Here is a 25,359-nt window from a genome sequence, read left to right as displayed (position 1 = left end):
AACAACTTTGCGCCGATGATAGTGCTGCAACCAGTGTGAAAGTAGGTTATCGTCAGGCTTGTTATTCGAAAAAACCCCTTCCGGTGATCCGGTTGGGGTTTTTTTACGTCTAGTGGTTTGTTGGGTGCCGCAGGTGCTTGTCGGCTTACGCGCTGCGCGCTAAGCCGACCTACGTTGATTGGATGGCGGGTAGGTCGGATTAGCGTAGCGTAATCCGACAACATTGTTGACATTCGCGTGGTGATTGCCTGCTACGCGCTTGTGCGTCAAGCCGACCTGGGGTATAATTCGCCTCCTCAGATCAGACGACTTGCTGCCCCGCTGGGAGCAGGTTGTTGAAAAAGTTATGCCTGATGACCATAGCAAGTTGGTACCACCCCTTCCCATCCCGAACAGGACCGTGAAACAACTTTGCGCCGATGATAGTGCTGCAACCAGTGTGAAAGTAGGTTATCGTCAGGCTTGTTATATAAAAAACCCCGCTAGGTGCGGGGTTTTTTTCGTTTGCAGCATTCATCGGATCAGATGCCCCAGGTGATGCTTTCATTTTCCGCCTTGGCCGATCGCAGCATTTCCATCAGGGGATAGGCGCGCTGCGAAAAATGCACTTTTTGCGCGCGCGCATGGGCGCCCGTTTCACCATCTTCCAGGGTTTCCGGAGTATGCACATCGTGTTCGATGTCGTTTTCCGGATGCAACTTGCTTTCCGCGACTTCTTTTTCCAGCAAGGCCAGGGCATCGCCCGCTTCGGCTGGCGTGATGACGCCACGCGTGGGGTTCTTGTGCAGAATGTCGAGGATACGCTGGGCATGTTCCTGATACATCAGCACTTCAGGGGAAGATTTGGATTTGAATGAGATCAACATAAGCGCTTTCTGAAACTTGTTGTTAGTGTCGAAACAATATCACGACTTGAAATGTCGCACAGGCCGTCCGTTTGTCCCGGATTGCATATTTGCAAGCCGGATAGGGCCATCTGTTGGACAACGCACGTATTTACAAGAGCTCGCTTATCGTGAAAACACCGGTTTAAGCGATCGTTAAGTCTTAATCCAGTTTCACCGAGTCCATGAAGGTGTCGATGGTGTCACGCGACAGCTTGCTTTCTTCGCCGAGAATGATGATCTGGAAGATGCGTTTATCCTGCGCCACAAAACGGCCGACCAGCAAGACAGGCTTGCCTTGCTGCGTGCCTTTGGCCTCAATGCTGAGCGAACTGCGCTGCTGCGTTCCGGCAGCCGTGCTGCTGGCCGCCGATGCGGATTTTTCGCTGCGCACGGTGCCGTTGATATTTTTCAACAGGGCCGTCTGCATGGCGGGCAGGGCTGCTTGCGCCTGTTCTGCGCTGTCGAGCACGGCGCTGCCGATGGCGAAGGTATTGCCATCGACTTCGCTGGCCGTCATGGTCAGGCTGACTTTCTTGCCATCGAGATCGACCTCCCGCGTCAGCACGGCGGGCTTGCCTGGAAACAAGGCCGTGAACTGGGCGTCGGGGCTGCGATAGTCGCGCCAGTCGAACTTCGGGCTGCAGGCGGACAGGACGCTGGCGGCCGCGAGCGTAGCCAGAAAGAGGGCAATTGATGGTTTTTTCATCAGCAGATGGTAGCAGCGCCGCCCATCACGCGCAATCGCGCACGCGTGGCGTTCGCGCTGGCTGCCTTATATTTCACGCAGCACGCGCCGGTACTGGATCGCTTCGGCGACATGCGCCTGCGTGATGCCGGGGCTGTCCGCCAGGTCCGCGATGCTGCGCGCCACGCGCAATACCCGGTGATAGGTGCGCGCCGACCAGTGCAGGCGCGCTATGGCGCCATGCAGCAGCTGCTCGCCATGCGTTTCCAGGCGACAATGCTGTTCGATTTCCGTGCTGCTCAGGCGCTGGTTCGCTTTGCCCTGGCGTGCCAGCTGCAGGGCAAAGGCTGCCGCGACCCGCGTGGCGATGGCTTGCGTGCTTTCGCCTGCGCCTGCGTGCCGCCCCAGCGCCGCCGGCGGCATGGCGGCCACTTCAATCTGCAGGTCGATACGGTCGAGTAGCGGACCGGACAGGCGGCTGTGATAACGGAGTACGGCGTCCGGCGTGCAGCGGCAGCGTCCCGAAGCATGGCCCAGATAACCGCAGGGGCAGGGATTCATGGCGGCGATCAACTGGAAGCGAGCAGGAAACTCGGCCTGGCGGGCCGCGCGTGAAATGCTGATCACGCCCGATTCCATGGGCTGGCGCAGCACATCGAGCACCCGGCGCTGGAATTCGGCGATTTCATCGAGAAACAGCACGCCGCAGTGGGCCAGCGAGATTTCTCCCGGGCGCGGCACGTTGCCGCCGCCCACCAGGGCCACGCCGGATGCCGTCTGGTGCGGGGCACGGTAGGGGCGTCGTTTCCAGTGTTCCACCTTGAAGAGGCCGCCCAGCGAATGCACGGCGGCCGATTCCAGCGCCTCTTCGTCGCTCATGGGCGGCAGCACGCCGGGGAAGCGGCTGGCCAGCATGGTCTTGCCCGCGCCCGGCGGCCCCACCATCAGGACGTTATGGCCACCCGCGGCCGCCACTTCCAGTGCGCGGCGCGCCTGCTGCTGTCCTTGCACGTCGGCAAAGTCCGGATACGCAAAATCGGGTACGGCCAGCATGGGCTGGTGGCGTTGCAGGACGGTCCGGCTGGCGTGCGCGGCAAAATGCGCGCAGACCTCGAGCAGGCTGTGGGCAGGATAGATGCAGGCATCGCTGACGAGAGCCGCTTCGTCCGCGTTCGCCTGCGGCAGGATGAAGGCGCGTGGCGCGCCTGGCTGGCTGCGTTGCATGGCAAAGGTCATGGCCAGCGCGCCGCGGATGGGGCGCAACTGGCCAGACAGCGACAGTTCGCCCGCGAATTCGTAGTGGTGTAATTGGTCGCCCGGCAACTGGCCGGACGCGGCCAGGATGCCCAGCGCGATGGGCAGGTCGAAGCGTCCCGATTCCTTGGGCAGGTCCGCCGGCGCCAGATTGGCCGTGATGCGCCGCGCCGGCATGTCAAAGCCGCAGTTTTGCAGCGCGGCACGGACGCGGTCGCGCGATTCCTTCACTTCCGTATCCGGCAGGCCGACAATCGTAAACGAAGGCAAGCCATTGGCAAGGTGGACTTCGACACTTACCTCGGGCGCTTCCATGCCGGCCAGGGCGCGGCTTTTCAGGACGGCCAGACTCATCAGACTCCCCTGTGGCGCGGGCGCGGGCAGGACCAGTCTAGCGTATGCAACGCCGTCAAGCTTGAGCTATGCCAGCAAGGCCGTCAATAACGGAGCCTTGCTGGCCGCATCTTACGCCTTGGTGTCGTTCAGGCGCGTTTCCAGTTCGATCAGGCGCAGTTCCAGTGCGTCCAGCTTGGCGCGGGTCTTGGCCAGCACTTGCGCCTGGATATCGAATTCCTCGCGCGTGACGAGGTCGAGGCGGGCGAAGCCCTGGGTCATCATCGATTTCACGTTTTTCTCGATATCCTTGGCAGGCGAGTTTTCGATGGCTTGATGGATCTTGCCTTGCAAGTCGTTAAAGAAGGTATTCATGTCCATGGTCAGTCCTTTTATGGTGCGGCCTGTGCATCGCACCATTGCGGTGCACAGCGGCGTTAATCTGGTGCGAAACTGGGCAAATTCACAATGCTTCAGCAGCCCGTACCCGCATGCCCAGAGGCTTGCAGGGTATGTATGGCCGGAAACGCACCTGTCAAGGTGGCAATAGAGCTGGCACGTATTCTGCTAAAGAAGGTATGAACGCTTTGTGATCTCCAGCCAAGATTTTAAACCTCAACCGCTTTAAAAGTTCAATAAAAGGGAATCGCCATGAAGAATCTGTCCAAGAACATGACTTTAGCTGCAGCGTTGACGCTGGCCATGGCCGCCTTGTGCGGTAGCGCCATGGCCCAGGATGCAGTGGCGGCGCCTGCTGCAGCCGAAGCCGTACCTGATAACGTGGTGAGCTACAACGTGGCGCTGACCAGCGACTACCGTTACCGCGGCATCTCGCAAAGCCGCTTGAAACCGGCCATCAGCGGCGGTGCCGACTATACCCACAACCCGACGGGTTTGTACGTCGGCACCTGGCTGTCGAGCATCAAATGGATCAAGGACGGCGGCGGCGATACCAATCTGGAATGGGACATCTACGGCGGCAAACGGGGCGAGATCAGCAAGGATTTTACCTATGACGTAGGCGGCCTGTACTACTTCTATCCCTCGAATGGGCTGAGCACCAATGCCAACACCTTCGAGCTGTATGGCCAGCTCGGCTATGGCCCGGCCTACATCAAGTACTCGCACTCGACCACCAATCTGTTCGGCGTGGCCGACAGCAAGAACAGCGGCTACCTCGACGTGGGCGCGAATATCGATGTGCACGAAGGCTATCTGCTGAACCTGCATGTGGGCCGCCAGAAAGTTGAGCACAACGATTCCCTCAGCTACACCGACTACAAGCTGGGCGTCACCAAGGATTTTGGCATGGCAACAGTCGCCCTGGCCTACGTCAAAGCCAACATCACGTCGCTGGCACCGAATGGCAAGAATCTGGCGAAATCCGGTCTCGTGCTGACCGTATCCAAAACCTTTTAAGCGAGACTGCCATGAAAATGATTACTGCAATCATTAAACCGTTCAAACTGGACGAAGTACGCGAAGCCTTGTCGGCTATCAATGTGCAAGGCATTACCGTTACCGAAGTCAAAGGTTTCGGCCGCCAGAAAGGTCACACGGAACTCTACCGTGGCGCCGAGTATGTCGTCGACTTCTTGCCAAAAACCAAAATCGAAGCGGCTGTCGATGACGCCATTGTCGACCAGGCCATCGAAGCGATCGAAGGTGCCGCGCGTACCGGTAAAATCGGCGATGGCAAGATTTTCGTCTACAACCTGGAACAAGTCATCCGCATCCGTACCGGTGAAACCGGCAACGAAGCGCTCTAAGGGGAATATTGATGCGTAAAAATATAACAAAATTGCTAGCTGGGTTTGCCTGTCTGTGTGCGTTTGGCGTCGCCGCGCCGAGCTTTGCCGATGCCCCCGCCAAGACGGAGGCGGCCACGACTTCGGCCGTCGCCGCTCCCGCCGTCACGCCGGTGCCTGACGCAGCAGCTCCGGCCGCCGCTCCGGCCCCGGCCGCCGCCGCGCCAGCCGCCGCGCCCGTTGCCAACAAGGGCGATACCAGCTTCATGATGATCAGCACCCTGCTGGTGATCCTGATGACCATCCCCGGCCTGGCCCTGTTCTACGGCGGCCTGGTGCGCTCGAAGAACATGCTGTCGGTGCTGATGCAAGTGTTCATGGTGTTCGCGCTGGTCATCGTGCTGTGGTGTATCTACGGCTACTCGATCGCCTTCACGGAAAAAACCGCCTTCTTCGGTGGCTTCGACCGCCTGTTCCTGAACGGTATCTGGGATCCGGCCAAGGGCACGTTTGCCGCCGCCGCCACCTTCAGCAAGGGCGTCGTCATTCCCGAGTTCGTCTTTGTCGCCTTCCAGGGCACGTTTGCCGCCATCACCTGCGCGCTGATCGTCGGCGCCTTTGCCGAGCGCGCCAAGTTTTCCGCCGTGCTGGCCTTCGTCGTGCTGTGGTTCACGTTCGCCTACCTGCCAGCGGCCCACATGGTGTGGTTCTGGACCGGTCCTGACCTGATCACCAACGCCGCCACTTCGGCCAGCGAAGCCCTGAAGGCTGGCTGGATCTGGCAAAAAGGCGCGCTGGACTTCGCCGGCGGCACCGTGGTGCACATCAACGCCGCCGTTGCCGGCCTGGTGGGCGCGATCATGATCGGCAAGCGCGTCGGCTACGGCCGCGAATCGATGGCGCCGCACTCGCTGACGATGACCATGATCGGTGCGTCGCTGCTGTGGGTGGGTTGGTTCGGTTTCAATGCCGGCTCCTCGCTGGAAGCGGGCGACGTGGCTGCCCTGGCCTTCGTCAACACCTTGCTGGCCACTGCCGCCGCTACCCTGTCGTGGGTATTTGGCGAGTGGATCAGCAAAGGCAAGCCATCGATGCTCGGTGGCGCATCGGGTGCCGTGGCCGGCCTGGTGGCGATCACCCCTGCGGCCGGCTTTGTCGGCCCGATGGGCGGCCTGGTCATCGGCTTGCTGGCCGGTGTCGTCTGCCTGTGGGGCGTGAATGGCTTGAAACGCCTGATCGGCGCCGACGATTCGCTCGACGTGTTCGGCGTGCATGGCGTAGGCGGCATCCTCGGTGCCTTGCTGACGGGCGTGTTTGCTGCACCACAATTGGGCGGCCAGGGCATCTTCGACTATGTCACCAACAAGATGTCGGCGGATCCGTACTCGATCGGCCACCAAGTGTGGGTGCAAGCGCAAGCGGTCGGCACCACCATCCTCTGGTCTGCCATCATTTCCGTCATCGCCTATAAACTGGTCGACATCGTCATCGGCCTGCGCGTACCGGAAGAAGAAGAGCGCGAAGGCCTCGATATCACCAGCCACGGCGAGCAAGCGTATCATGGCTAAATAATCACTATCTGGCATGCCAGCGTCCCGGCGCGGCATGTCTGGTGGAAAAGGCGCCTCATTGAGGTGCCTTTTTTTCGTTGTGGGAATGTAAAAGGTCTTTAAAACAAGGCTTTTGCCCCGATTTGGGGTACTTACACGGTAATATAGTCGGCAGTTCTGTGTGCTTTTTTGAATACTGCACATAATTTAAGGATGTAACTATGGTTCCCCATCTCGTCACGGCCCTGACCGGACCGCTGCTCGACCTCGAAAAAAAGATTCTGGCCGCGACGCCGGCCATTGAGCGCTGGTTTCGCATGGAGTGGCAAGAGCACACGCCGCCCTTCTATTGCTCGGTAGACTTGCGTAACGCCGGCTACAAGCTGGCGCCCGTCGATACCAATCTGTTCCCTGGCGGTTTTCACAACCTGGCCACGGAAATGCTGCCCCTGTCCGTGCAAGCGGCCATGGCCGCCATTGACAAGTATTGCCCGGACGCCCGCAACCTGCTGATTGTGCCGGAATTGCACAACACCACGCCGCAGTATCTGCAGAACGTGGCGCGATTGATGCAGATCTTCCGCCAGACGGGGCTGCACGTGCGCTTCGGCTCGTGGTCGCCCGAGATCACCCAGCCGACACCGCTGGCGTTGCCGGATGGCAACATGCTCGTCATCGAACCGCTCGTGCGCCTGAACAATGGCCGCCGCCTGGGCTTGAAGGATTTCGACCCTTGCACGATTCTGCTGAATAACGACTTGTCGGACGGTATCCCCGATATCTTGCAAAATATTCATGAGCAAAGTCTGCTGCCGCCCTTGCACGCGGGCTGGGCCTTGCGCCGCAAGAGCAACCACTACACGGCCTACGATGAAGTGGTGAAAAAATTCGGCAAGATGATCGATGTCGACCCGTGGATGCTCAACCCCTTCCACGCCAAGTGCAGCGATGTGAATTTTCAGGAAGGCGAGGGCGAAGATGCGCTGGCCGCCAGCGTCGACGTGCTGCTGGCCAAGATCCGCAAGAAATACAAGGAATACGGCATCAAGGAAAAGCCGTTCGTCATCGTCAAGCCCGATGCGGGCACGTATGGCACGGGCATCATGACGGTGCGCGACGCCAGCGAAGTGCGCGACCTGTCGCGCAAGCAGCGCGAAAAAATGTCCATCGTCAAGGATGGCCAGCTGGTGACCGACGTCATCATCCAGGAAGGCGTGCCGACCTTTGAAAGCATCAAGGATGCCGTGGCCGAGCCCGTCGTCTATATGATCGACCGCTACGTGGTGGGCGGCTTCTACCGCGTGCATGCTGAAAAAGGCGTGGACCAGAACCTGAACGCGCCCGGCTCGCAGTACGTGCCGCTGGCGTTTGCCCAGCAGCATGCCGTGCCGGATTTGAAGGCCAAGCCGGGCACGGCCGCGCCGAACCGCTTTTATGTGTATGGCGTGGTGGCGCGCCTGGCCTTGCTGGCAGCGTCGCTGGAAATGGAGCGCACGGACCCGAATCCCGAGGTGTATTGATCCGTCAACGAGACTTGCCGGGCGCGGCGACTACCGCGCCTGGCGATCTCGGCTAGAATCAAGCATTCCTTATCCAGGCTCCCCGATTGGACGCACCATGAAAATTGCATTCCTTGCCGACCCGCTGGCAGGCTTCAAGACTTACAAAGACTCCACCTTCGCCATGATGCGCGAGGCGGCCAAACGCGGCCATGCCGTGTATGCCTTCGAACAGAAGGATATGGCGCTGGAAGAGGGCATCGTCACGGCACGGGTCAAACACATCGAGCTGACCGGCGACGAGCACGACTGGTACAAGGTGGTCTCCACCGAAGAAGTGCGCCTGTCTACCTTGGACGCCATCATCGAGCGCAAGGACCCGCCGTTCGACATGGAATACGTGTACGGCACATATCTGCTGGAACTGGCGGAAAAGCAGGGCGCTTGCGTCTTCAACAAGCCGTCCGCCATCCGCGACAACAATGAAAAGCTGGCCATTGCGCAGTTTTCTGAATTCACGTCGCCGACCCTGGTGACGTCGGACGAAGCGCGCCTGCGCGCCTTCCACGCCAAGCACCAGGATGTCATCTTCAAGCCGCTCGACGGCATGGGCGGCACGGGCATCTTCCGCGTCAAGGCCGATGGCCTGAATTTGGGCGCCATCATCGAGACGCTGACGGACAACGGCGCGCAGACCATCATGGCGCAGCGTTTCATCGCCGACATCGTCAAGGGCGACAAGCGCATCCTCGTCATCGGCGGCAAGCCGGTGCCGTTTTCGCTGGCGCGCATCCCGCAGGCGGGCGAAGTGCGGGGCAACCTGGCCGCCGGCGGCACGGGCGTGGCGCAGCCATTGACGGCGCGCGACCTGGAAATCGCAGAAAAGCTGGGCCCGATCCTGGCCGCGCGCGGCCTGATGCTGGTAGGATTGGACGTGATCGGCGACTATCTGACGGAAGTCAATGTCACCAGCCCGACCTGCTTCCAGGAAATCATGCAGCAAACGGGTTTTGACGTGGCGGCCATGTTTGTCGACGCCGTCGAGCATGGCGTTGCGCAAGCGCGGTAGCGCTAGAAGGTGAAATGACTATGGTAGGGATTTTGCTCATGACACATGCACCGCTGGGACAGGCGTTCATCGCCGCCTGCGCGCATGTGTTCCGGGGGCCAACGGAACGGTTTGAAGCCATCGACGTCGTCGCCGACCAGGACCTGATGGAAGTGCAGAAACTGGCGTCGGACGCCATCTGCCGCCTCGACGACGGTTCCGGCGTGCTGGTGATTACCGACGTGAAGGGCGGCACGCCGTCGAACTGCTGCAACAAGCTGGCCGATGCGGGCAGGGTGGAAGTCATCGCCGGCATCAGCCTGCCGATGCTGCTGCGCGCCATCACGTATCGCCGCGACACGCTCGACGTGGTGGTGGAGATGGCGCTGGCCGGTGCGCAAAGCGGCGCCGTGCGCGTCGATAACCGTATTCGCGTGGGCGAGTAGAGAGTGACATGGCCGCCGCCCTGAAGGCGGCGGGTTTTATAGCAGGGCTGGCAACAATGCAGTGCATTCAGGGATAGAGACCATACAAAAATGATTCAAAGAGAACTCGAAATCATCAACAAGCTGGGACTGCACGCACGCGCCTCCGCCAAATTTACCCAGCTCGCCGCCAAGTTCAAGAGCGACGTCTGGCTGACCCGCAACGCGCGCCGCATCAACGCCAAGTCCATCATGGGCGTGATGATGCTGGCCGCCGGCAAGGGCGCGAAAGTGACCCTGGAAGCAGAGGGCGATGATGAGCAGGCATGTGTCGATGCGTTGACCGCCCTGATTAATGACAGGTTTGGCGAAGGCGAGTAATGCCCGCCGAACGCAGCCGCAGCCGCATTCCGACAGGTCAACCCATGGCATCTTTCACGCTCCACGGCATCCCGGTTTCCCGCGGCATCGCCATTGGCCGCGCGCATCTGCTGGCGCCGGCCGCCCTTGACGTCAAACATTACCTGGTCGCCCAGGAGCAGATCGAAGCCGAAGTGCAGCGCCTGCAAAGCGCCATCGCCACCGTCCACAAGGAACTGCAAACCCTGTGGAACGAGCTGCCCAAGGATGCGCCCACGGAGCTGGGCGCCTTCATCGACGTGCATGCGCTCATCTTGTCCGATCCGATGATTTCCGAAGCGCCGCTCGACATCATCCGCAAGCGCCACTACAACGCCGAATGGGCGCTGCTGACGCAGATCGATGAATTGTCGGCCCAGTTCGACGAAATCGAAGACCCGTACCTGCGCGAACGCAAGGCGGACATCCAGCAGGTGGCCGAACGCGTCTTGAAAGTCTTGCTGGGCACGGAGCAGCTGCTGCCCAAGGCCGCGGCCGAAGACGAATTGATGGCGCAGATGATCGTCGTCGCCCACGACATCTCGCCGGCCGACATGCTGCAGTTCCGCGACCGCTCCTTCATCGGTTTCATTACCGACGTGGGCGGACAGAACTCGCACACGGCCATCGTCGCGCGCAGCCTCGATATTCCCGCCGCCGTCGGCATGTCGCAGGCATCGATGCTGATCGACCAGGACGACTGGCTGATCATCGACGGCGACGCCGGCGTGGTCATCGCCAACCCCAGCGCGCTGGTGCTGGAACAGTACCGCGAGCGCCAGGTGGCCATGCAGCGCGCGCGCAAGAAGCTGGGCAAGCTGAAAAAGACGCCGGCCGTGACCAAATGCGGCACGCCCGTCACCCTGCTGGCGAATATCGAATTGCCCGAGGATTGCCCGTTTGCGCTGGAATCGGGCGCCAGCGGCGTGGGCCTGTTCCGTTCCGAATTCCTGTTCATGGGCCGCGCCCACAAGATTCCCACCGAGGACGAGCAGTTCGAGGCCTACCGCAACACGGTGCAGTCGATGAAGGGCCGCGTGGTGACCATCCGCACGCTCGATATCGGCGCCGACAAGCCGCTCGACCAGGCCGACCATACGGCCTTGAATCCCGCGCTGGGCCTGCGCGCCATCCGTTACTGCCTGGCCGAGCCGCAATTGTTCCTGACTCAGCTGCGCGCCATTTTGCGCGCCTCCGCCTTCGGCAAGGTGCGCATCCTGATCCCGATGCTCGCGCATGCGTTCGAGATCGACCAGTCGCTGGCCATGATCGCGCAAGCGAAGGCCAGCCTGCGCGAGGAGGGCATCAAGTTCGACGACGAAGTCGAAGTGGGCGCCATGATCGAGATTCCCGCCGCCGCGCTGGCCTTGCCCATGTTCGTCAAGCGCATGGATTTCCTGTCGATCGGCACGAATGATCTGATCCAGTACACTTTGGCCATCGACCGGGTCGACTACGAAGTGGCGCATTTGTACAATCCGCTGCACCCGGCCGTGCTGCAACTGATCTCCATGACGATCGCCGCCGGCCACAAGGCGGGTATCGACGTGGCCGTCTGCGGCGAAATGGCGGGCGACGTGAAGCTCACGCGCCTGTTGCTGGGCATGGGGCTGCGCGAGTTTTCCATGCATCCGGCCCAGCTGTTGGCGGTCAAGCAAGAGATCCTCAACAGCGACCTGGGCCTGATTGCGCCACAAATGCGCAAAATTATGCGTTCCATGGAACCAAATGTGATCGCGGAAGCCGTCCAGCAGCTGCAGCTCATGTAAACTGTCACCTATCAGCATCAGGATACGTCGCGCGCGGCAAGAGGTGTCCTGATGCTAAAGTTGCAGCACCTATCATCGCGGTGCTGCATCGACCATGGCCCGTGGGGCCGCCCCCCTTTTATAAACCGACACACATGTCATCCATTGGAATCGTTTCGCCGCAAACCATGTATTTTGCGCAACCCCTGCAGCTGCAAAGCGGAGCATCGCTGCGGGACTATATGTTGATGTATGAAACCTACGGCACCCTGAACGCCGACAAATCGAACGCGGTGCTGGTCTGCCACGCCCTGAACGCCTCGCACCACGTGGCAGGCGTGTACGCGGACCAGCCGAAGAGCGCAGGCTGGTGGGACAATATGGTCGGTCCCGGCAAGCCGCTCGACACGGACAAATTCTTCGTCATCGGCGTCAACAACCTCGGCTCCTGCTTCGGTTCGACGGGCCCCATGCATACCAATCCCGCCACCGGCAAGCCGTATGGCGCCGCCTTCCCCGTCGTCACGGTGGAAGACTGGGTCAGCGCGCAGGCGCGGCTGGCCGATGAACTGGGCATCACCGAGTTCGCCGCCGTGATGGGCGGCTCGCTGGGCGGCATGCAGGCGCTGGCGTGGAGCATCATGTTCCCCGAACGCCTGCGCCACTGTGTGGTGATCGCCTCGACGGCCAAGCTGTCGGCGCAAAACATCGCCTTCAATGACGTGGCGCGCCAGGCCATCCTGTCGGACCCCGATTACCATGGCGGCGACTTCTATGCGCACGGCGTGGTGCCGAAGAACGGCTTGCGCGTGGCGCGCATGGTGGGCCATATCACCTATCTGTCGAATGACGACATGGCGGAAAAATTCGGCCGCAAGCTGCGCGATGCGGCGCAGACGGGCGACTACAAGTTCGGCTTCGGCATCGACTTCGAGATCGAATCGTATCTGCGCTACCAGGGCGACAAGTTTTCCGAATACTTCGACGCCAACACGTATTTATTGATCACCAAGGCACTCGATTATTTCGATCCGGCGCGCGCGCATGGCGGCGACCTGGCCAAGGCCCTGTCGGGCACGAAGGCCAAGTTCTTCCTCGCCTCGTTTTCCACCGACTGGCGTTTTTCGCCCGAGCGCAGCCGCGAAATCGTCGAGGCGCTCGTCTGCAACCGCCGCCAGGTCACGTATGCCGAGATCGACGCGCCGCACGGCCACGACGCCTTTTTGCTGGAAGACGCGCGCTACATGAACATGGTGCGCGCCTATTATGGCCAGGTTTGGAACGACATCGGGGCGGGCGCGCCTGCCGCCGTACAGAACACCGCCGTCCGCCAGGGCGCGAAGGAGACCGCATGACTTTTGACGAATTGAGCGCGCTGCGCCCCGACCTGGCATTCATCGCCCACTGGGTGCCGAACAACGCGCACGTGCTGGACGTGGGCTGCGGCGAAGGCGTGATGCTGCAGTACCTGCAAAGCGACAAGGAATGCAGCGGCTACGGCATCGAGATCGCCGACGACAAGGTGCTGGCCAGCACCCGCCGTGGCGTGAACGTGATCCAGCAGGACATGGAAAAGGGCCTGTCGATTTTTGGCGACAACAGCTTCGACACGGTGCTGTGCCTGTCGTCGCTGCAGATGATGAAGCAGGTCGAGCCGCTGCTGCGCGACATCGTGCGCGTGGGCGCCGAGGCCATCGTCTCCTTCCCCAACTTCGCCTACTGGCCGCACCGCGTGGCGCTGCTCAAAGGCCGCATGCCCGTGTCGAAATCGCTGCCGTACCAGTGGTACGACACGCCGAACGTGCGCTGCGCCACCATCAACGACTTCCGCGAACTGGCCGAGGAATGCGGCCTGGAAGTGATCGAATGCGTGGCCCTGGCCGAAGGCAAGATGGTCTCCGTGCTGCCGAACCTGCGCGGCGACCTGGCCGTCTTCCGCCTGCGTAAAAAAGCGGTGCATTGATGAGCAAAAGCCCGGCGCCTGGCTGGCGTTCCTATGCCAACGGCCGCATGCTGGCCGTGCTGGTGCTGGGCTTCAGTTCCGGCCTGCCCCTGTTCATCCTGCTGTACCTGCTGCAGGCATGGCTGGCCAAGTCGGGCTTGAACGTCAAGGCGCTGGGGCTGTTTGCGCTGGTGCAGTTCCCGTACATCTGGAAATTCCTGTGGGCGCCCCTGATGGACCGCTACCGCATCCTGGGACTGGGACGGCGGCGCGGCTGGATGGCGCTGACGCAAGTGGCGCTGTTCTTTGCCATCGGCGGCATGGGCATGCTGGACCCGCTCACGCAGATCGGCCTGATCGCGGCGGCTGCCGGCGGCGTGGCCTTCCTGTCTGCCAGCCAGGACATCGTCATCGACGCCTACCGGCGTGAAATCCTCAGTGACAACGAGCAGGGCCTGGGCGCCGCCGTCATCGTCAACGCGTATAAAGTGGCGGGCATGGTGCCGGGCGCGCTGTCGCTGATCCTGGCCGACCGCATGCCGTGGCAACCCGTCTTCTGGATCACGGCCGCCTTCATGCTGCCGGGGTTTGTCTGCACCCTGCTGATCAAGGAGCCGACCGTGTACGGCTCGCCGCCGAAGACCATGCGCGAAGCGATCATTCTGCCGTTCCAGGAATTCATCGCGCGCGATGGCTGGCGTAACGCAATGTGGATCCTTGCCTTCGTACTACTCTACAAAATCGGCGACAGCATGGCCACGGCGCTGGCGACGAAGTTCTATCTGGACCTGGGTTTTTCCATGACGCAGATCGGCCTGGCCGCCAACACCACGGGTTTCTGGGCCAGCCTGGCCGGTGGCGTGGTCGGCGGCATATGGATGCTCAAGCTGGGCATCAACCGGGGCCTGTGGGTGTTTGGCGCGCTGCAGGCGGTCGCCATTCTCGGATTCGCCTGGCTGGCGCAGGTGGGGCCGAATACCATGCTGCTCAGCGCCGTGATCGGTTTTGAAGCCTTTGCCAGCCTGGGCCTGGGCGCGGCTGCCTTTGTCGCGTTCCTGTCGCGCAGCACGGACCCGCGCTACACTGCCACGCAATATGCCTTGTTTTCCAGCCTCAGCGCCGTGCCGCGCACCCTGATCAATGCCTCGGTGGGCTTTCTGGTCGCCGAGCTGGGCTGGTTCTCGTTTTTCATCGTGTGCTTCTTCCTGGCCTTCCCGGCCATGATGATGCTGCCTAAAATCGCTCCATGGAGGTCTGCCAATGGCACCAATATCCCTTAAACGTTACGCCGTCCTGGCCAGCCTGTGCGCGGCCACCGCGCTGTCGTCCCTGTCCGCCCACGCCCAGCAGGCGACGGTCCAGGATGGCATCAAGGTACGCCCCCTGTCGACTTCGCGCATCTTTGCCGGCGGCGCCGACTTCAATGAACAATCGAAGCAGCAATATACGCAGCTGGTCAACGAGGCGAAGGAAAAAAATGCGCTGGTGCCCGACAGCGATCCGCAAGTGAAACGCCTGCGTGCCATCGCCCAGCGCATTATCCCGTTCGCCACGCGCTGGAACGAGGCGTCGGCCAACTGGAACTGGCAGGTCAACCTGCTCAATTCCGACCAGGTCAATGCCTTTTGCATGCCGGGCGGGCAGATCGCTTTTTACAGCGGCATCATCACCAAGCTGAATCTGACCGACGACGAAGTGGCCATCGTCATGGGCCATGAGATTTCCCACGCCTTGCGCGAGCACTCGCAGGCGCAGGCCGGCAAGGGCAACCTGGCCGCCGTCGGTGCCAAGCTGGCCGGTGCCGGCCTGTCGGCCTGGCTCGGCGTCGATCCGAGCATCACCAGTACCGCCACGAATATGGCGGCGCAGGGCGTGATGCTGAAGTTTTCGCGCGACGATGAACGCGAGGCGGACCTGATCGGTATGGACCTGGCCGCGCGCGCCGGCTTCGACCCGCGCGCCGGCGTCATCCTGTGGCAGAAGATGGCCGCCGTGAGCAAGGGCGCGCCGCCGGAATTCCTCTCGACGCACCCGTCTGGCAAGGACCGCATCTCGCAGATGAACAGCCACATGGCGCAAGTGCTGCCGCTGTACGCGCGCAGCAAGGGCGTCAGCATCGACGCTTTGCCGCCTTACCGCAGCAACGCCATCGCGCAGCGCTAGGATGCCGGCCCGTCACGCCGCCGCACCCTTGCCCATGCGCGACGGCGTGGCGCCCAGCTATCTGTGGCTGCCCGAAGGGCAGTGGCCGGACATGCTGTCCTTCCTGCTCGAGCGCTATCCGCAGATCAGCGCCGCGCAATGGCTGGACCGCATGGCGCGCGGCGAAGTGGTCAACGGGGACGGCGCCGTGCTGGCGCCCGATAGCGCATACCGGCGCGGCATGCGCATTTTTTACTACCGCGAGCTGGAACGGGAAACACCGATCCCCTTCCAGGAAGAGATACTGTTTCAGGATGAACACCTGGTGGTGGTCGACAAGCCGCACTTCCTGCCCATGACGCCGGCCGGGCGCTTCGTGCAGGAGACCTTGCTGACGCGCCTGAAGAAAAAGCTGGACTGCGCCGAGCTGACGCCGATCCACCGCCTGGACCGGGAGACGGCCGGCGTGGTGATTTTTTCGCGCCAGGTAGCCAGCCGCGGCGCCTATCAGTCGCTGTTCCAGCGCCGCGAAGTGCGCAAGACCTACGAGGCGCTGGCGCCCGTGCTGGCGGGGCGCGATTTTCCATTTACCTACCGCAGCCGCATGGTCGAGGGCGCGCAGTTTTTCCTCATGCGCGAGGAAGCGGGCGAGCCGAATTCGGAAACCATCATCGAGCTGATCGAAGAGCGCGGCATTGTCGCCCTGTACCGGCTGCAGCCGCACACGGGCCGCAAGCACCAGCTGCGTGTGCACCTGGCCGCGCTGGGCATCCCCATCGTCAACGATGCGTTTTATCCCGTGGCCCTGCCGTGCAAGGAAGACGACATGTCGCAGCCCTTGCAACTGCTGGCGCGGGCCATCGATTTTACTGACCCGCTAACGGGCGAGATGCGCCATTTTGAAAGCCGGCGCATGCTCGGGTAATCCGACGCCACCACTGGCGACGCCAACAATGTTGTCGGATTACGGCCCTGCGGTCCTAATCCGACCTACGGCAGATTCGGTGCAGGCCGACGCACGTCGGCGTAGGTCGGCTTAGCGCGCAGCGCGTAAGCCGACACCACCCACGACGTGTCAAATATCAGCCCTTGATCGTGTAATCGATGATCAACGGTGCATGGTCGGAAAAACGCTCATCCTTGTAGACGCTGACCGTATGCGCCTGGGCCGCGATGCCGGGGGTGGCGACGTGGTAATCGATGCGCCAGCCCACGTTTTTCGCGTAGGCTTGTCCGCGGTTGCTCCACCACGTGTACTGGTCTTCGCGCTTGTCCAGGCCGCGGTGCACGTCGACAAAGCCCACTTCGTCGAAGACGCGCGTCAGCCATGCCCGTTCCTCGGGCAGGAAGCCGGAGTTCTTCTTGTTGCCCTTCCAGTTCTTCAAGTCGATTTCATGGTGGGCGATGTTCCAGTCGCCGCAGATGACCACTTCGCGGCCCAGCGCCTTCAATTCGAGCAAATGCGGCAGGAACAGTTCCATGAAGCGGAACTTGGCTTCCTGGCGTTCGGGGCCGGACGAGCCGGACGGGCAGTACACGGAAATGACGGAGAGGTTGCCAAAATCGCAGCGTACGTAACGGCCTTCGGCATCGAATTCAGGGCTGCCGAAACCGATGTGCACGGCGTCCGGTTCGACCTTGCTATACACGCCCGTGCCCGAATAGCCTTTTTTCTCGGCATAGTGGAAATGGCCATGGTAGCCGTGCGGGTTGAGGAATTCCGGCGTCATGTCGGGCAGCTGCGCCTTCAATTCCTGCACGCAGATGAAATCGGCCGTCTGCGTGCCCATCCAGTTGAAGAAGCCTTTTTTGGCGGCGGAACGGATACCGTTCAGATTGGCGGAAATAATTTTTGGCATAGGTCGAGAGTGAAAAGGGCGTTGTACGGGGCCGGCGGGCGCGGCATGGCGATTGTCTCGCCGGTGCGTGCGGATTAAAATACAGGCACTTTTAAAAAATGAGGCTAATGTGAATAATTTACGCCAGCAGTTTATCGCGTTTTCAGTATCCAAGGGAGTCTTGCGGTTCGGCGAGTTCACCACCAAGGCCGGACGTCAGTCGCCGTACTTCTTCAATGCGGGCCTGTTCCATGACGGCGCCACCCTGGCCGAACTGGCGCAGTTCTACGCGCAGACCCTGCTCGACTCGGGCGTGGAATTCGACATGCTGTTCGGCCCCGCCTACAAGGGCATCACCCTGGCGTCGGCCACCGCCGTGGCGCTGGCCGGCAAGGGCCGCAACACCTCGTTCGCCTTCAACCGCAAGGAAGCCAAGGACCATGGCGAAGGCGGCACCATCGTCGGCGCCAAGCTGCATGGCAAGGTTGTCATCATTGACGATGTGATCTCGGCCGGTACCTCGGTGCGCGAATCGGTGGACATGATACGTGCCGCCGGCGCCGAACCGTGCGCCGTGCTGATCGCCCTGGACCGCATGGAGCGTTCCGGCCCGGACGGCCAGCTGTCGCCAAGTTCGGCGGTGCAGGAAGTGTCGAAACAGTATGGCATTCCCGTCATCTCGATCGGCAACCTGGACGATCTGTTCGGCTACCTGAATGGCGCGGGCGCCGATCCGGAATTGCTGAAATATAAAGAAGCCGTCTCCGCATACCGCAATCGGTATGGTATTTAAGTAGTTCTCTCCAGCAGCGCCCGCAGCCGCGGGTCGCTGCAGGCGGTGGCAGCTTGCGGGTGGCATTGCAACAGCCGCCGCAACAGTGCGCCGCCGATGCCGCGCCGGCGGAATGGCGGTTTCACGAACAGCATGTTCACCGTCACTTTATCGGCGTGTCGGCTGATGTCGAGCATGGCCACCTGCTGGCCGTCGATCCACGCGCACAGCGCGCTGTCTCCTTGCCAGTCGATCTGCATCACGCCAGCCATGGTTTCAACGCCGCATGCAAGCCCAGGGCGAACAGCCCGGCAAAAAAGCACCGCTTGAATACCTGCTGCGCGATGCGCCCGCGCAGCCATTGACCGGCCAGCATGCCGGCCAGCGCCGGCAGCAGCGCATATGCGGAAGCGCCGGCCGCACCGAGGCTGAAGTCGCCGTGCAGGGCCAGGCTGGCCGCCAGCGCCACGGTCGATGCCGTAAACGCCAGGCCGAGCGCCTGCACCAGCGCATCGCGCGCCAGCCCCAGCCCCTGCAGATACGGTACGGCGGGGATGACGAAGACGCCCGTGGCGGCCGTCACCAGTCCCGTCACTGCGCCCGCCACGGGCCCCAGCCACGCTTCGTGCCGCGCCGGCACGCGCAGCTGCAGCGATAACAATCCCGCCAGCGCATACAGCATCAGCGCCACGCCCAGCGCGACGACGGCCCAGGCGCCGCTGTCTTGCGGCAGCAACGCGCCGCCCGCCAGAGTGCCGGCCATGACGGCCGCCAGCATGGGCCATAGACGGCGCAGCAGGGCGCGCAGGCCGGGGCCGGCCGCCAGCTGCCACACGTTCGTCACCATCGATGGCACGATCAGCAGGGCGGCCGCCTGCACGGGCGGCATGACAAGGCTGAGCGTGCCCATGGCCACCGTCGGCAAGCCCAATCCGACTACGCCCTTGACGAAGCCAGCGACGAGGAAGCTGGCGCTGACGGCCAGCAGGAATGAGGTCTCCATCTTTTTTATCCACAGTGAACTGCGTGGATTCTGCGCTTGCCAGACACTTTCGCCAAGGCGGATTATTTTGAGTCAGCCTTAGTCAAATGCGAAGGCTGCTAAGATGGCGAAAAGGAGAGCCGCCATGCGCTTTGATCTCGTCGATTTGCAGCTGTTTGTCAACGTGGTGGAGGCGGGCAGCCTGACGGCGGGCGCCGCGCGCAGCCACCTGGCATTGGCGTCGAGCAGTGCGCGCGTGCGCGGCATGGAAGAGATGCTGGGCATGCCCTTGCTGCTGCGCGGGCGGCGCGGTGTGGAGCCGACACCCGTGGGCCAGACCTTGCTCCATCACGCGCGCCTGGTGCTGCTGCAAATGGAGAAAATGCGCGGCGAACTCGGTGAATTTGCGCGCGGCTTGAAAGGGCAGTTGCGCCTGTTGTGCAATACGGCCGCGCTCAGCGAATTTTTGCCCGAGGCGCTGGGCGCTTTTCTCGACCGCCATCCGAACCTGACCATCGACCTGGAAGAGCGCCTCAGTTACGATATCGTCAAGGCCGTCTCGGAAGGGCTGGCCGACATGGGCATCGTTTCCGACTCGGTCGACATGCGCGGCTTGCAGACGTTTTTGTTCCGCCCCGACCGGCTGGTGGTCATCGCGGCGGCCGACGGCGTGCACCACCGCGCGCTGGGCCAGGATGGCGTGGTCGACTTTGCCAGCGTGCTGGATCACGATTTCATCGGTCTGGCCGACGACAGCGCGATGCAGCAATACCTGGGCATGCATGCGGCGCGCCTGGGGCGTCCGTTAAAGGTACGCGTGCGCCTGCGCAGCTTCGATGCCGTGTGCCGCATGGTGGCCAGCGGCGTGGGCATCAGCGTGGTGCCGCTGGCGGCGGCCAGCCGCTGCCAGCAGACGATGGCGCTGCGCTGCCTGGAATTATCCGATCCCTGGTCGGTACGCAATCTCACGATCTGCGTGCGCCAGTTCAGTGAATTACCCCTGTATGCGCGCCAGTTGATCGATCATCTGAAGGCGTGACAGGGCATGACAGGAGCAGCGATGCGTTTTTCAGAAGACAAGATGGCCAGCCTGCTGTGCAGCGACCAGGTCGAGCGGCCGATCCACATCTGGCAGCCCGAGCATCCACGTGCCGTGATCCTGGCGATCCACGGCGGCATGGCGCATGCGGGCGATTACGTCACGCCGGCGCTCTACTTCCGCCAGCACGGTATCGCCACCGTCAGCTTCGACATGGTGGGCCACGATGGCAAGCGCAAGGTGGACATTCCCTCGTTTGACGCCTTCCTCGACGACGAGGAACTGTTCCTCGCCTGGGTCAAACAGACGTATCCGGGCTTGCCCGTGTTCGTCATGGGCCACTCGATGGGCGGCCTGATCGCCACGCACCTGGGGTTGCGGCGTTTCGCGGGCGATGCGGCCATCAAGGGGTTTGTGATTTCATCGCCGTATTACGTGAATGCGATACCCGTGCCGAAGGGGCTGCAGATGCTGTCGGGTTGGCTGGCGCGGCGCTTCCCCACGATGAAGGTGCCGCTGGGGAACCTGACCATGCTGCTCACGCACGATCAAACCATCACCGCGCGCCATTTCCAGGATGAGCGCGACGGCATCCGTGCCAGTGCCGCATCGGTGCGCTTTGCCCATGCCTTGACGTCGGCGCAAAAGGAACTGGCGGGCGGCTTGTCCGCGTGGCGTTTCCCCCTGTTCGCCGTGGTGGCGGGCGACGACAAGCTGGCCGACAGCCGCGCCACGGAAAGCCTGCTGCGCAGCGTGCCCGATGGCTTGCTCGACTATCACTACTATCCGGCCAATTATCACGAGAACTTCAATGAAGTGAACCGCGATGTCATCTTCGCCGCCATCCTGGCCTGGATGGAAAAACTGCTGGCACCCGTGCCGGCGTGAGACGCCAGTATCGTTATAATCGGCTAGACTGAATTTACCGTCGGCGCATGCCGGCCCGGTCCCCGCGGCACAGGGGAATACTCAAGGAACGAACGATGCGCTTGCTGATTGCCCTGTTACTCCCGTGGCTGACCTTTTTCACGATCGGCCGTCCGATCGCCGGCATCATTTGCCTGATCCTGCAAATCACCCTGATCGGCTGGCTGCCAGCGACGATCTGGGCCGTATATGCGCTGAGCCAGTACAAGACGGACCAGAAGATCGCCGAGGCCATGCGCCGGCGCTAAGCTAAGACTGGCCTAAGCTGCGCTTCCTATCTTGATTCAACCGACATGAGGAGAGTGAGATGGCATCAAACAGACGCAGACGCGGTACCCTGGGCCTGGCGGCGGCAATGCTGGCCGCCGGGCTGTTGCTGGGAAGTGCGGCGCAGGCCCAAGCCGACAGCGCGCTGCCGCCCGTGCAGAAGAGCGGGGCGGTGGAATACCTGAGCGGCGGCATCGGCCTCGACGAGTCGACGGCCATCAAGAGCGCCAGCCGGCATTGGCCCTTGAGTCTCGTGTTTTCCGTGCAGGCGGCGGGCAAGGCGGAATTTGCCTCCGACGTGAAGCTGGAAATACGCGACGCCAAGGGCGCGCCGGTGCTGGAAACGACGGCCAGCGGACCGTTCCTGCTGGCGAAACTGGCCCCGGGCAGCTACAGCCTGCGCGCCACCCTGGCCGGCAAGACGTTGGAGCGCAAGGTGCAAATCAAGGCTGGCAGTTCCGCGCGGGTGGAACTGATCTGGCCGGCCGGAACGAATCAAGGTAAATCCTGATGGCTGGCGACGGCAAGGCGCCTGAACAGGGCTTGTCGGCGCGGGGCTTGTCGGCACATATACTGCCCACGTCGGCGACCATGGTCGGCGTATGCATGACGGTGCTGTCGATCGGGCACCTGGCGCCGCGCGGCGAGGTGCGCGTGGCCATCGACAAGCTGCTTGCTGTCGATGCCATCGTCTTTCTCGTCAGCGCCGTGCTGTCGTTCATGTCGCTGCGCCCCGGCCAGTCGCGCTTGCGCTACGAATGGTGGGGTGAGCTGCTGTTCATCTGCGGCCTGGCCCTGCTGGCGCTGGGCGCCGTGGTGCTGGCCTTTGTCATCAACTGAACCCGATCAACTGACCTTGAGCACGCGCCCTTCGGCGGCGCTTTGCAGCGCCAGTTCGATCAGGCGTATCGTCGCCGCCGCATCTTCGGCTGGCACGGGCGCCGCTGCGCCGTGGCGGATGGCGTCGGCCATGCCCTGGTAAAAGTCCTGGTAGCGGCCCGCCTGCATGTCCAGGTGTTCACAATGTCCGTCCGGCTGCGTGCCCAGGTGCAGCGCGCCGCGCACGGGATCCATGCCCCAGCCGGGCTGGCCCGGCCTGCCGCCCGCCTTCAGGGCGTCTTCCTGCGGGTCGAGGCCAAACTTCACGAAACTGCCCTTGTCGCCATGCACGGCGAAGCGCGCCGTCGGCGCCTTCACCAGGCAGCCCGCTTGCAATACCACGCGCAGCCGGTCGTAGTACAAAACGATGTGCATGTAGTCGACGGCTTGCGCGCCATCTCGCTGCAGGGCTATATCGGCGTACAGCTTTTCCGGCTGGCCGAACAGCTGCATGGCCTGGTCCAGCATGTGCGGACCCAGGTCGTACAGCAAGCCGCCGCCCGGTGCGCCGGACTCGCGCCAGCGCTGGCGGATCTCGGGGCGGAAACGGTCGAAGTGCGATTCGACGCTGGCGATGCGGCCCAGGGTGCCCTGTGCCAGCAGCGATTTCAGGGTCAGGAAGTCGCCATCCCAACGCCGGTTGTGGTACACGCTGAGCACCAGCTTGCGTTCTTTCGCCAGCGCGATCAGGCTCTGCGCCTCGGCACTGGAAATGGTGAATGGCTTGTCGACCACCACGTGCTTGCCGGCCTGCAGGGCCGCCTGCGCCAGGCTGAAATGCGCTTCGTTGGGTGCGGCGATGACGACCAGTTCGATGGATGGATCGGCAAACAGCTGCGCGGGCTGCGCATACACGGTGGCGTGCGGCCAATCCTTGTGCACGAGCTCCGGTTTGCTCGAGGCGACGGCCGTCAGTTCCAGGGCATCGATGGTGGACAGGACGGGAGCGTGGAAGGTGGAGCCGGCAAAGCCGTAGCCGACGAGGCCGGTTTTGATCTTGTTCATGGCGTGTTCACAGGTGCGTGGAAGAATCCATGATCATACCCGCAAGCGGGCGGCGGCAGCGCTGCTGCGATGTTGCCGCGCTGCCGCCGCCCAGGGTTTACTTCAGACTCCAGACGTATTGCGCCTTGACGCTGGCGCTGACAGGCTTGCCGCCAGCGAGGGCCGGCTTGAACGTGCACTTGGCGATGCCGCTGCGCGCCGCTTCGTCGAGGGCCGGATGGCCGCTACTCTTGACGACGCTCGAGCCTGTTACCTTGCCGGCGGCATTCACGTCGAAGGACATGGTGACCTTGCCCTCTTCCTTCGCCTGCAGTGATGCGGCTGGCCAGACGGGTTTGCCGCAGACGCCAAAGTCGATGATGGGGCGGCGCTCGAGCACGGGCGCGCTATCGGCGGCGACGGCCTGGCCGTAGATGCCGAGGCAGGCGCCGGCCAGAGCCAGCAGCGGCACGGCCGCCTTCCAGTTCAGGGTGTGTGGTGCGGGGCGCAGCAATCGTTTGATACGTGACATAAGATCTCCTCCGTTGGCCGCCTGGGCCAGGTGGTGGGTTGAGAACTGGAGGCGTTCCAGTTCCGAGAGTGCAAGAGCCAGACGCCGCGGTTCGCCCAGTTGTCTTGCTGCGAAATCATCTGCAATGTGTTCGCGCTCGAGGCGCACGCCGCGTGAAATCCACCAGACGGCAGGGTGGAAGAACAGCAGCGCCTCGATGGCGTTTTGCAGCAGGTTGATCAGATAATCGTGGCGCCGGATGTGCGCCAGTTCGTGCGCCAGCAGCGCGTCGAGCAGGTGCGGCGGCATGCCGGTCAACAGCGCGGCGGGCACCAGCACCACGGGTCGCCAGATGCCGGCCGTGAGCGGGCTGGCGATGTTGTCGAGCACGCGCAGCCGCACGGGCCGCGTCACGCCCGCATCGTGCGCCATGCGCGACAGCCTGGTCTGCAGTTGGCCATGCGTGGCGCCCATGTTCCTTGCGCTGCGCTCTATCCACAGCATGCCCAGCGCCATGCGCACGGCCAGCACGGCGGCGCACAGCGCCCACACGCCGACGACGGCGCGCAGCAGCAGGTCCAGGTCGGGCAGGCTGTCGGGCGCCAGCAGGGCGGCGGGCAGCAAGGCGCTGGAGTACAAGGCGCCCGTGACATCGCCACCGGCCAGGCGCAGATACAAGCCCGCCGCCGGCCATGCCAGGCAGGCCAGCAGGGCGCCGCAACCGACGGCGTAGCGCGCCTCCGGACGCGCATTGCGCAGGGCCGCCCGCGCCAGCGCCGTGGCGCAACCGATCAGCAAGCCTTGCCACAGGAAGTGCAGCAGGGTCCAGCCCAGTGCTGGCACGAAGCCGCTCATGACTGATCGTCCTTGAGCATTTTTTCGATTTCCTCGCGTTCGGCACGCGACACGCCCGTGCGCAGCGCCGCCAGCACCAGCGCCTTGGCCGAACCGGCAAAGGCCTTCTGCATCAATTCCTTGAGCAGATTCGTCTGCAGGCTGTCCTGCGCCTGCGCCGGCGCATACACGTGTGAGCGCTGGCTTTCGTCGCGGATCAGCAAACCCTTGCCGTGCATGATCTGCATCAGGCGCAGTACGGTGCCATACGTGATGGCCGGTTTGGCCACTGCCATCGTCTCGTGCACCTGCTTGGCCGTGGCGGCGCCCAGCGGCCACAGTGCCTGCAGCAGATCGAGTTCGGCTGCCGTCGGTTTCGGGATGTCGTGCGTCTTGGCCATGCGGTTTCCTCTTGCCTGAAATTCAATAGGGCTAGATTAAACCTTGTAGACAAAAATGTATACTTTAATTTTAATGGGCCTTCAAACGCCTTTCAGCGCGGAGGAAAAGTCTAGACAAGGCTGTTTATACGCCATGTGTGCAGGCGAAAAAAAAGGCTATGTCACCGTCAGATGTGGGAATCCTCCCAGCGTTGCTCTCAATAACGTTTCTGGCGAGCGGATGCGCCTGGCATCGAGTATCCAGCGCCACCCCAGATAATTTGGC

29 protein-coding genes, 1 rRNA gene and 1 pseudogene are annotated in these 25,359 nt (G+C 62.5%); 20 read left to right on the top strand and 11 right to left on the bottom strand.

The features are described 5' to 3' along the window. The first annotated feature begins 349 nt into the window (after positions 1-349). Positions 350-462 (top strand): 5S ribosomal RNA (gene rrf / locus KO538_RS28465). Between the two features lie 59 nt (positions 463-521). Here rrf and KO538_RS28460 read toward each other — a convergent pair. The 4 genes from KO538_RS28460 to KO538_RS28445 form a co-directional block, all read right to left on the bottom strand. Then, positions 522-866: a DUF1840 domain-containing protein gene (locus KO538_RS28460; protein ID WP_092716690.1), complete on the bottom strand. Its 345-nt coding sequence runs from the start codon at positions 864-866 to the stop codon at positions 522-524. A 181-nt stretch (positions 867-1,047) separates the two neighbouring features. Then, positions 1,048-1,593 carry a hypothetical protein gene (locus KO538_RS28455; RefSeq protein ID WP_219330374.1) on the bottom strand — a complete coding sequence of 182 codons (546 nt, stop codon included), beginning with the start codon at positions 1,591-1,593 and terminating at the stop codon, positions 1,048-1,050. Positions 1,594-1,659: 66 nt separating this feature from the next. Next, entirely contained in the window at positions 1,660-3,180 is a 1,521-nt protein-coding gene (locus KO538_RS28450) for a YifB family Mg chelatase-like AAA ATPase (protein ID WP_219330373.1), read from the bottom strand. Positions 3,181-3,291: 111 nt separating this feature from the next. Continuing rightward, positions 3,292-3,540, bottom strand: a complete 249-nt coding sequence (locus KO538_RS28445) for an accessory factor UbiK family protein (RefSeq protein ID WP_034749434.1) — start codon at positions 3,538-3,540, stop codon at positions 3,292-3,294. Positions 3,541-3,810: 270 nt separating this feature from the next. Between KO538_RS28445 and KO538_RS28440 the strand changes: the two genes are divergently transcribed. The 13 genes from KO538_RS28440 to KO538_RS28380 all read left to right on the top strand — a co-directional run bounded on the left by KO538_RS28440 (position 3,811) and on the right by KO538_RS28380 (position 16,585). Next, positions 3,811-4,578 carry a TorF family putative porin gene (locus tag KO538_RS28440; RefSeq protein ID WP_034749431.1) on the top strand — a complete coding sequence of 256 codons (768 nt, stop codon included), beginning with the start codon at positions 3,811-3,813 and terminating at the stop codon, positions 4,576-4,578. A gap of 11 nt (positions 4,579-4,589) precedes the next feature. Next, positions 4,590-4,928 (top strand): P-II family nitrogen regulator, encoded by a 339-nt coding sequence (locus KO538_RS28435; RefSeq protein ID WP_010393464.1) that lies wholly within the window; start codon positions 4,590-4,592, stop codon positions 4,926-4,928. An 11-nt stretch (positions 4,929-4,939) separates the two neighbouring features. Then, positions 4,940-6,475: an ammonium transporter gene (locus KO538_RS28430; RefSeq protein ID WP_034749427.1), complete on the top strand. Its 1,536-nt coding sequence runs from the start codon at positions 4,940-4,942 to the stop codon at positions 6,473-6,475. Positions 6,476-6,678: 203 nt separating this feature from the next. Further along, entirely contained in the window at positions 6,679-7,977 is a 1,299-nt protein-coding gene (gene gshA / locus KO538_RS28425) for a glutamate--cysteine ligase (protein WP_034749425.1), read from the top strand. 97 nt (positions 7,978-8,074) lie between these two features. Further along, positions 8,075-9,025 carry a glutathione synthase gene (gene gshB / locus KO538_RS28420; RefSeq protein WP_219330372.1) on the top strand — a complete coding sequence of 317 codons (951 nt, stop codon included), beginning with the start codon at positions 8,075-8,077 and terminating at the stop codon, positions 9,023-9,025. Positions 9,026-9,045: 20 nt separating this feature from the next. Continuing rightward, positions 9,046-9,450, top strand: coding sequence for a PTS sugar transporter subunit IIA (locus KO538_RS28415; RefSeq protein ID WP_034749419.1), 405 nt, complete (start codon positions 9,046-9,048; stop codon positions 9,448-9,450). 90 nt (positions 9,451-9,540) lie between these two features. Continuing rightward, positions 9,541-9,810 (top strand): HPr family phosphocarrier protein, encoded by a 270-nt coding sequence (locus KO538_RS28410; protein ID WP_034749416.1) that lies wholly within the window; start codon positions 9,541-9,543, stop codon positions 9,808-9,810. Positions 9,811-9,854: 44 nt separating this feature from the next. Further along, positions 9,855-11,597, top strand: a complete 1,743-nt coding sequence (gene ptsP, locus KO538_RS28405; RefSeq protein WP_219330371.1) for a phosphoenolpyruvate--protein phosphotransferase — start codon at positions 9,855-9,857, stop codon at positions 11,595-11,597. A gap of 134 nt (positions 11,598-11,731) precedes the next feature. Beyond that, entirely contained in the window at positions 11,732-12,931 is a 1,200-nt protein-coding gene (locus KO538_RS28400) for a homoserine O-acetyltransferase (protein ID WP_072456630.1), read from the top strand. Next, a complete protein-coding gene (metW, locus tag KO538_RS28395) occupies positions 12,928-13,539 on the top strand; it encodes a methionine biosynthesis protein MetW (protein ID WP_034749410.1) in 612 nt (203 codons plus the stop codon). Before KO538_RS28400 ends, metW begins: the two co-directional genes overlap by 4 nt. Then, positions 13,539-14,798 carry an AmpG family muropeptide MFS transporter gene (locus KO538_RS28390; RefSeq protein ID WP_034749407.1) on the top strand — a complete coding sequence of 420 codons (1,260 nt, stop codon included), beginning with the start codon at positions 13,539-13,541 and terminating at the stop codon, positions 14,796-14,798. Before metW ends, KO538_RS28390 begins: the two co-directional genes overlap by 1 nt. Then, positions 14,779-15,681, top strand: coding sequence for a M48 family metallopeptidase (locus tag KO538_RS28385; protein ID WP_070301595.1), 903 nt, complete (start codon positions 14,779-14,781; stop codon positions 15,679-15,681). The genes KO538_RS28390 and KO538_RS28385 overlap by 20 nt, the downstream gene beginning before the upstream one ends. Before the next feature lies 1 nt (position 15,682). Next, on the top strand, positions 15,683-16,585 hold the full coding sequence (locus KO538_RS28380) for a pseudouridine synthase (protein WP_070301596.1): 903 nt from the start codon (positions 15,683-15,685) through the stop codon (positions 16,583-16,585). 157 nt (positions 16,586-16,742) lie between these two features. Here KO538_RS28380 and KO538_RS28375 read toward each other — a convergent pair whose 3' ends face one another. Further along, complete coding sequence (locus KO538_RS28375) at positions 16,743-17,519, bottom strand: exodeoxyribonuclease III (protein ID WP_034749399.1); 777 nt, start codon at positions 17,517-17,519, stop codon at positions 16,743-16,745. Between the two features lie 109 nt (positions 17,520-17,628). On the opposite strand from KO538_RS28375, the gene pyrE reads away from it, so the two are divergent. Then, positions 17,629-18,291 carry an orotate phosphoribosyltransferase gene (pyrE, locus tag KO538_RS28370; RefSeq protein WP_010393161.1) on the top strand — a complete coding sequence of 221 codons (663 nt, stop codon included), beginning with the start codon at positions 17,629-17,631 and terminating at the stop codon, positions 18,289-18,291. On the opposite strand, the gene KO538_RS28365 is transcribed toward pyrE, so the two are convergent. Both KO538_RS28365 and KO538_RS28360 read right to left on the bottom strand, forming a co-directional pair. Beyond that, a complete protein-coding gene (locus tag KO538_RS28365; protein ID WP_219330370.1) occupies positions 18,288-18,542 on the bottom strand; it encodes a GNAT family N-acetyltransferase in 255 nt (84 codons plus the stop codon). The two genes, pyrE and KO538_RS28365, sit on opposite strands and share 4 nt — an antisense overlap. Continuing rightward, entirely contained in the window at positions 18,530-19,273 is a 744-nt protein-coding gene (locus tag KO538_RS28360) for a sulfite exporter TauE/SafE family protein (RefSeq protein WP_219330369.1), read from the bottom strand. Before KO538_RS28360 ends, KO538_RS28365 begins: the two co-directional genes overlap by 13 nt. 124 nt (positions 19,274-19,397) lie before the next feature. On the opposite strand from KO538_RS28360, the gene KO538_RS28355 reads away from it, so the two are divergent. From KO538_RS28355 to KO538_RS28335, 5 genes are all read left to right on the top strand, one after another. Continuing rightward, complete coding sequence (locus KO538_RS28355) at positions 19,398-20,291, top strand: LysR substrate-binding domain-containing protein (protein WP_034749390.1); 894 nt, start codon at positions 19,398-19,400, stop codon at positions 20,289-20,291. Between the two features lie 21 nt (positions 20,292-20,312). Next, positions 20,313-21,179, top strand: a complete 867-nt coding sequence (locus KO538_RS28350) for an alpha/beta fold hydrolase (RefSeq protein ID WP_072456643.1) — start codon at positions 20,313-20,315, stop codon at positions 21,177-21,179. Between the two features lie 95 nt (positions 21,180-21,274). Further along, positions 21,275-21,466, top strand: a complete 192-nt coding sequence (locus KO538_RS28345; RefSeq protein ID WP_034749384.1) for a YqaE/Pmp3 family membrane protein — start codon at positions 21,275-21,277, stop codon at positions 21,464-21,466. Positions 21,467-21,525: 59 nt separating this feature from the next. Continuing rightward, a complete protein-coding gene (locus KO538_RS28340) occupies positions 21,526-21,996 on the top strand; it encodes a carboxypeptidase-like regulatory domain-containing protein (RefSeq protein ID WP_072456646.1) in 471 nt (156 codons plus the stop codon). Next, positions 21,996-22,325, top strand: a complete 330-nt coding sequence (locus tag KO538_RS28335) for a hypothetical protein (protein ID WP_051959363.1) — start codon at positions 21,996-21,998, stop codon at positions 22,323-22,325. The genes KO538_RS28340 and KO538_RS28335 overlap by 1 nt, the downstream gene beginning before the upstream one ends. Positions 22,326-22,331: 6 nt before the next feature. On the opposite strand, the gene KO538_RS28330 is transcribed toward KO538_RS28335, so the two are convergent. The 4 genes and pseudogenes from KO538_RS28330 to KO538_RS28315 form a co-directional block, all read right to left on the bottom strand. Further along, complete coding sequence (locus KO538_RS28330) at positions 22,332-23,369, bottom strand: oxidoreductase (protein WP_219330368.1); 1,038 nt, start codon at positions 23,367-23,369, stop codon at positions 22,332-22,334. Positions 23,370-23,466: 97 nt separating this feature from the next. Next, entirely contained in the window at positions 23,467-24,714 is a 1,248-nt protein-coding gene (locus tag KO538_RS28325; protein ID WP_219330367.1) for a M56 family metallopeptidase, read from the bottom strand. Further along, positions 24,711-25,094, bottom strand: a complete 384-nt coding sequence (locus KO538_RS28320) for a BlaI/MecI/CopY family transcriptional regulator (RefSeq protein WP_034749375.1) — start codon at positions 25,092-25,094, stop codon at positions 24,711-24,713. Before KO538_RS28320 ends, KO538_RS28325 begins: the two co-directional genes overlap by 4 nt. A 156-nt stretch (positions 25,095-25,250) precedes the next feature. Further along, positions 25,251-25,359: pseudogene (locus KO538_RS28315) on the bottom strand (IS1595 family transposase); the annotation flags it as partial.

Origin of the sequence: Janthinobacterium sp. NKUCC08_JDC (assembly GCF_019345575.1) — a bacterium.
Lineage (GTDB): Bacteria > Pseudomonadota > Gammaproteobacteria > Burkholderiales > Burkholderiaceae_D > Janthinobacterium > Janthinobacterium aestuarii.
The sequence above is the reverse complement of the archived record's forward strand: the minus strand, read 5'-3'. Positions and strand labels throughout refer to the sequence as shown.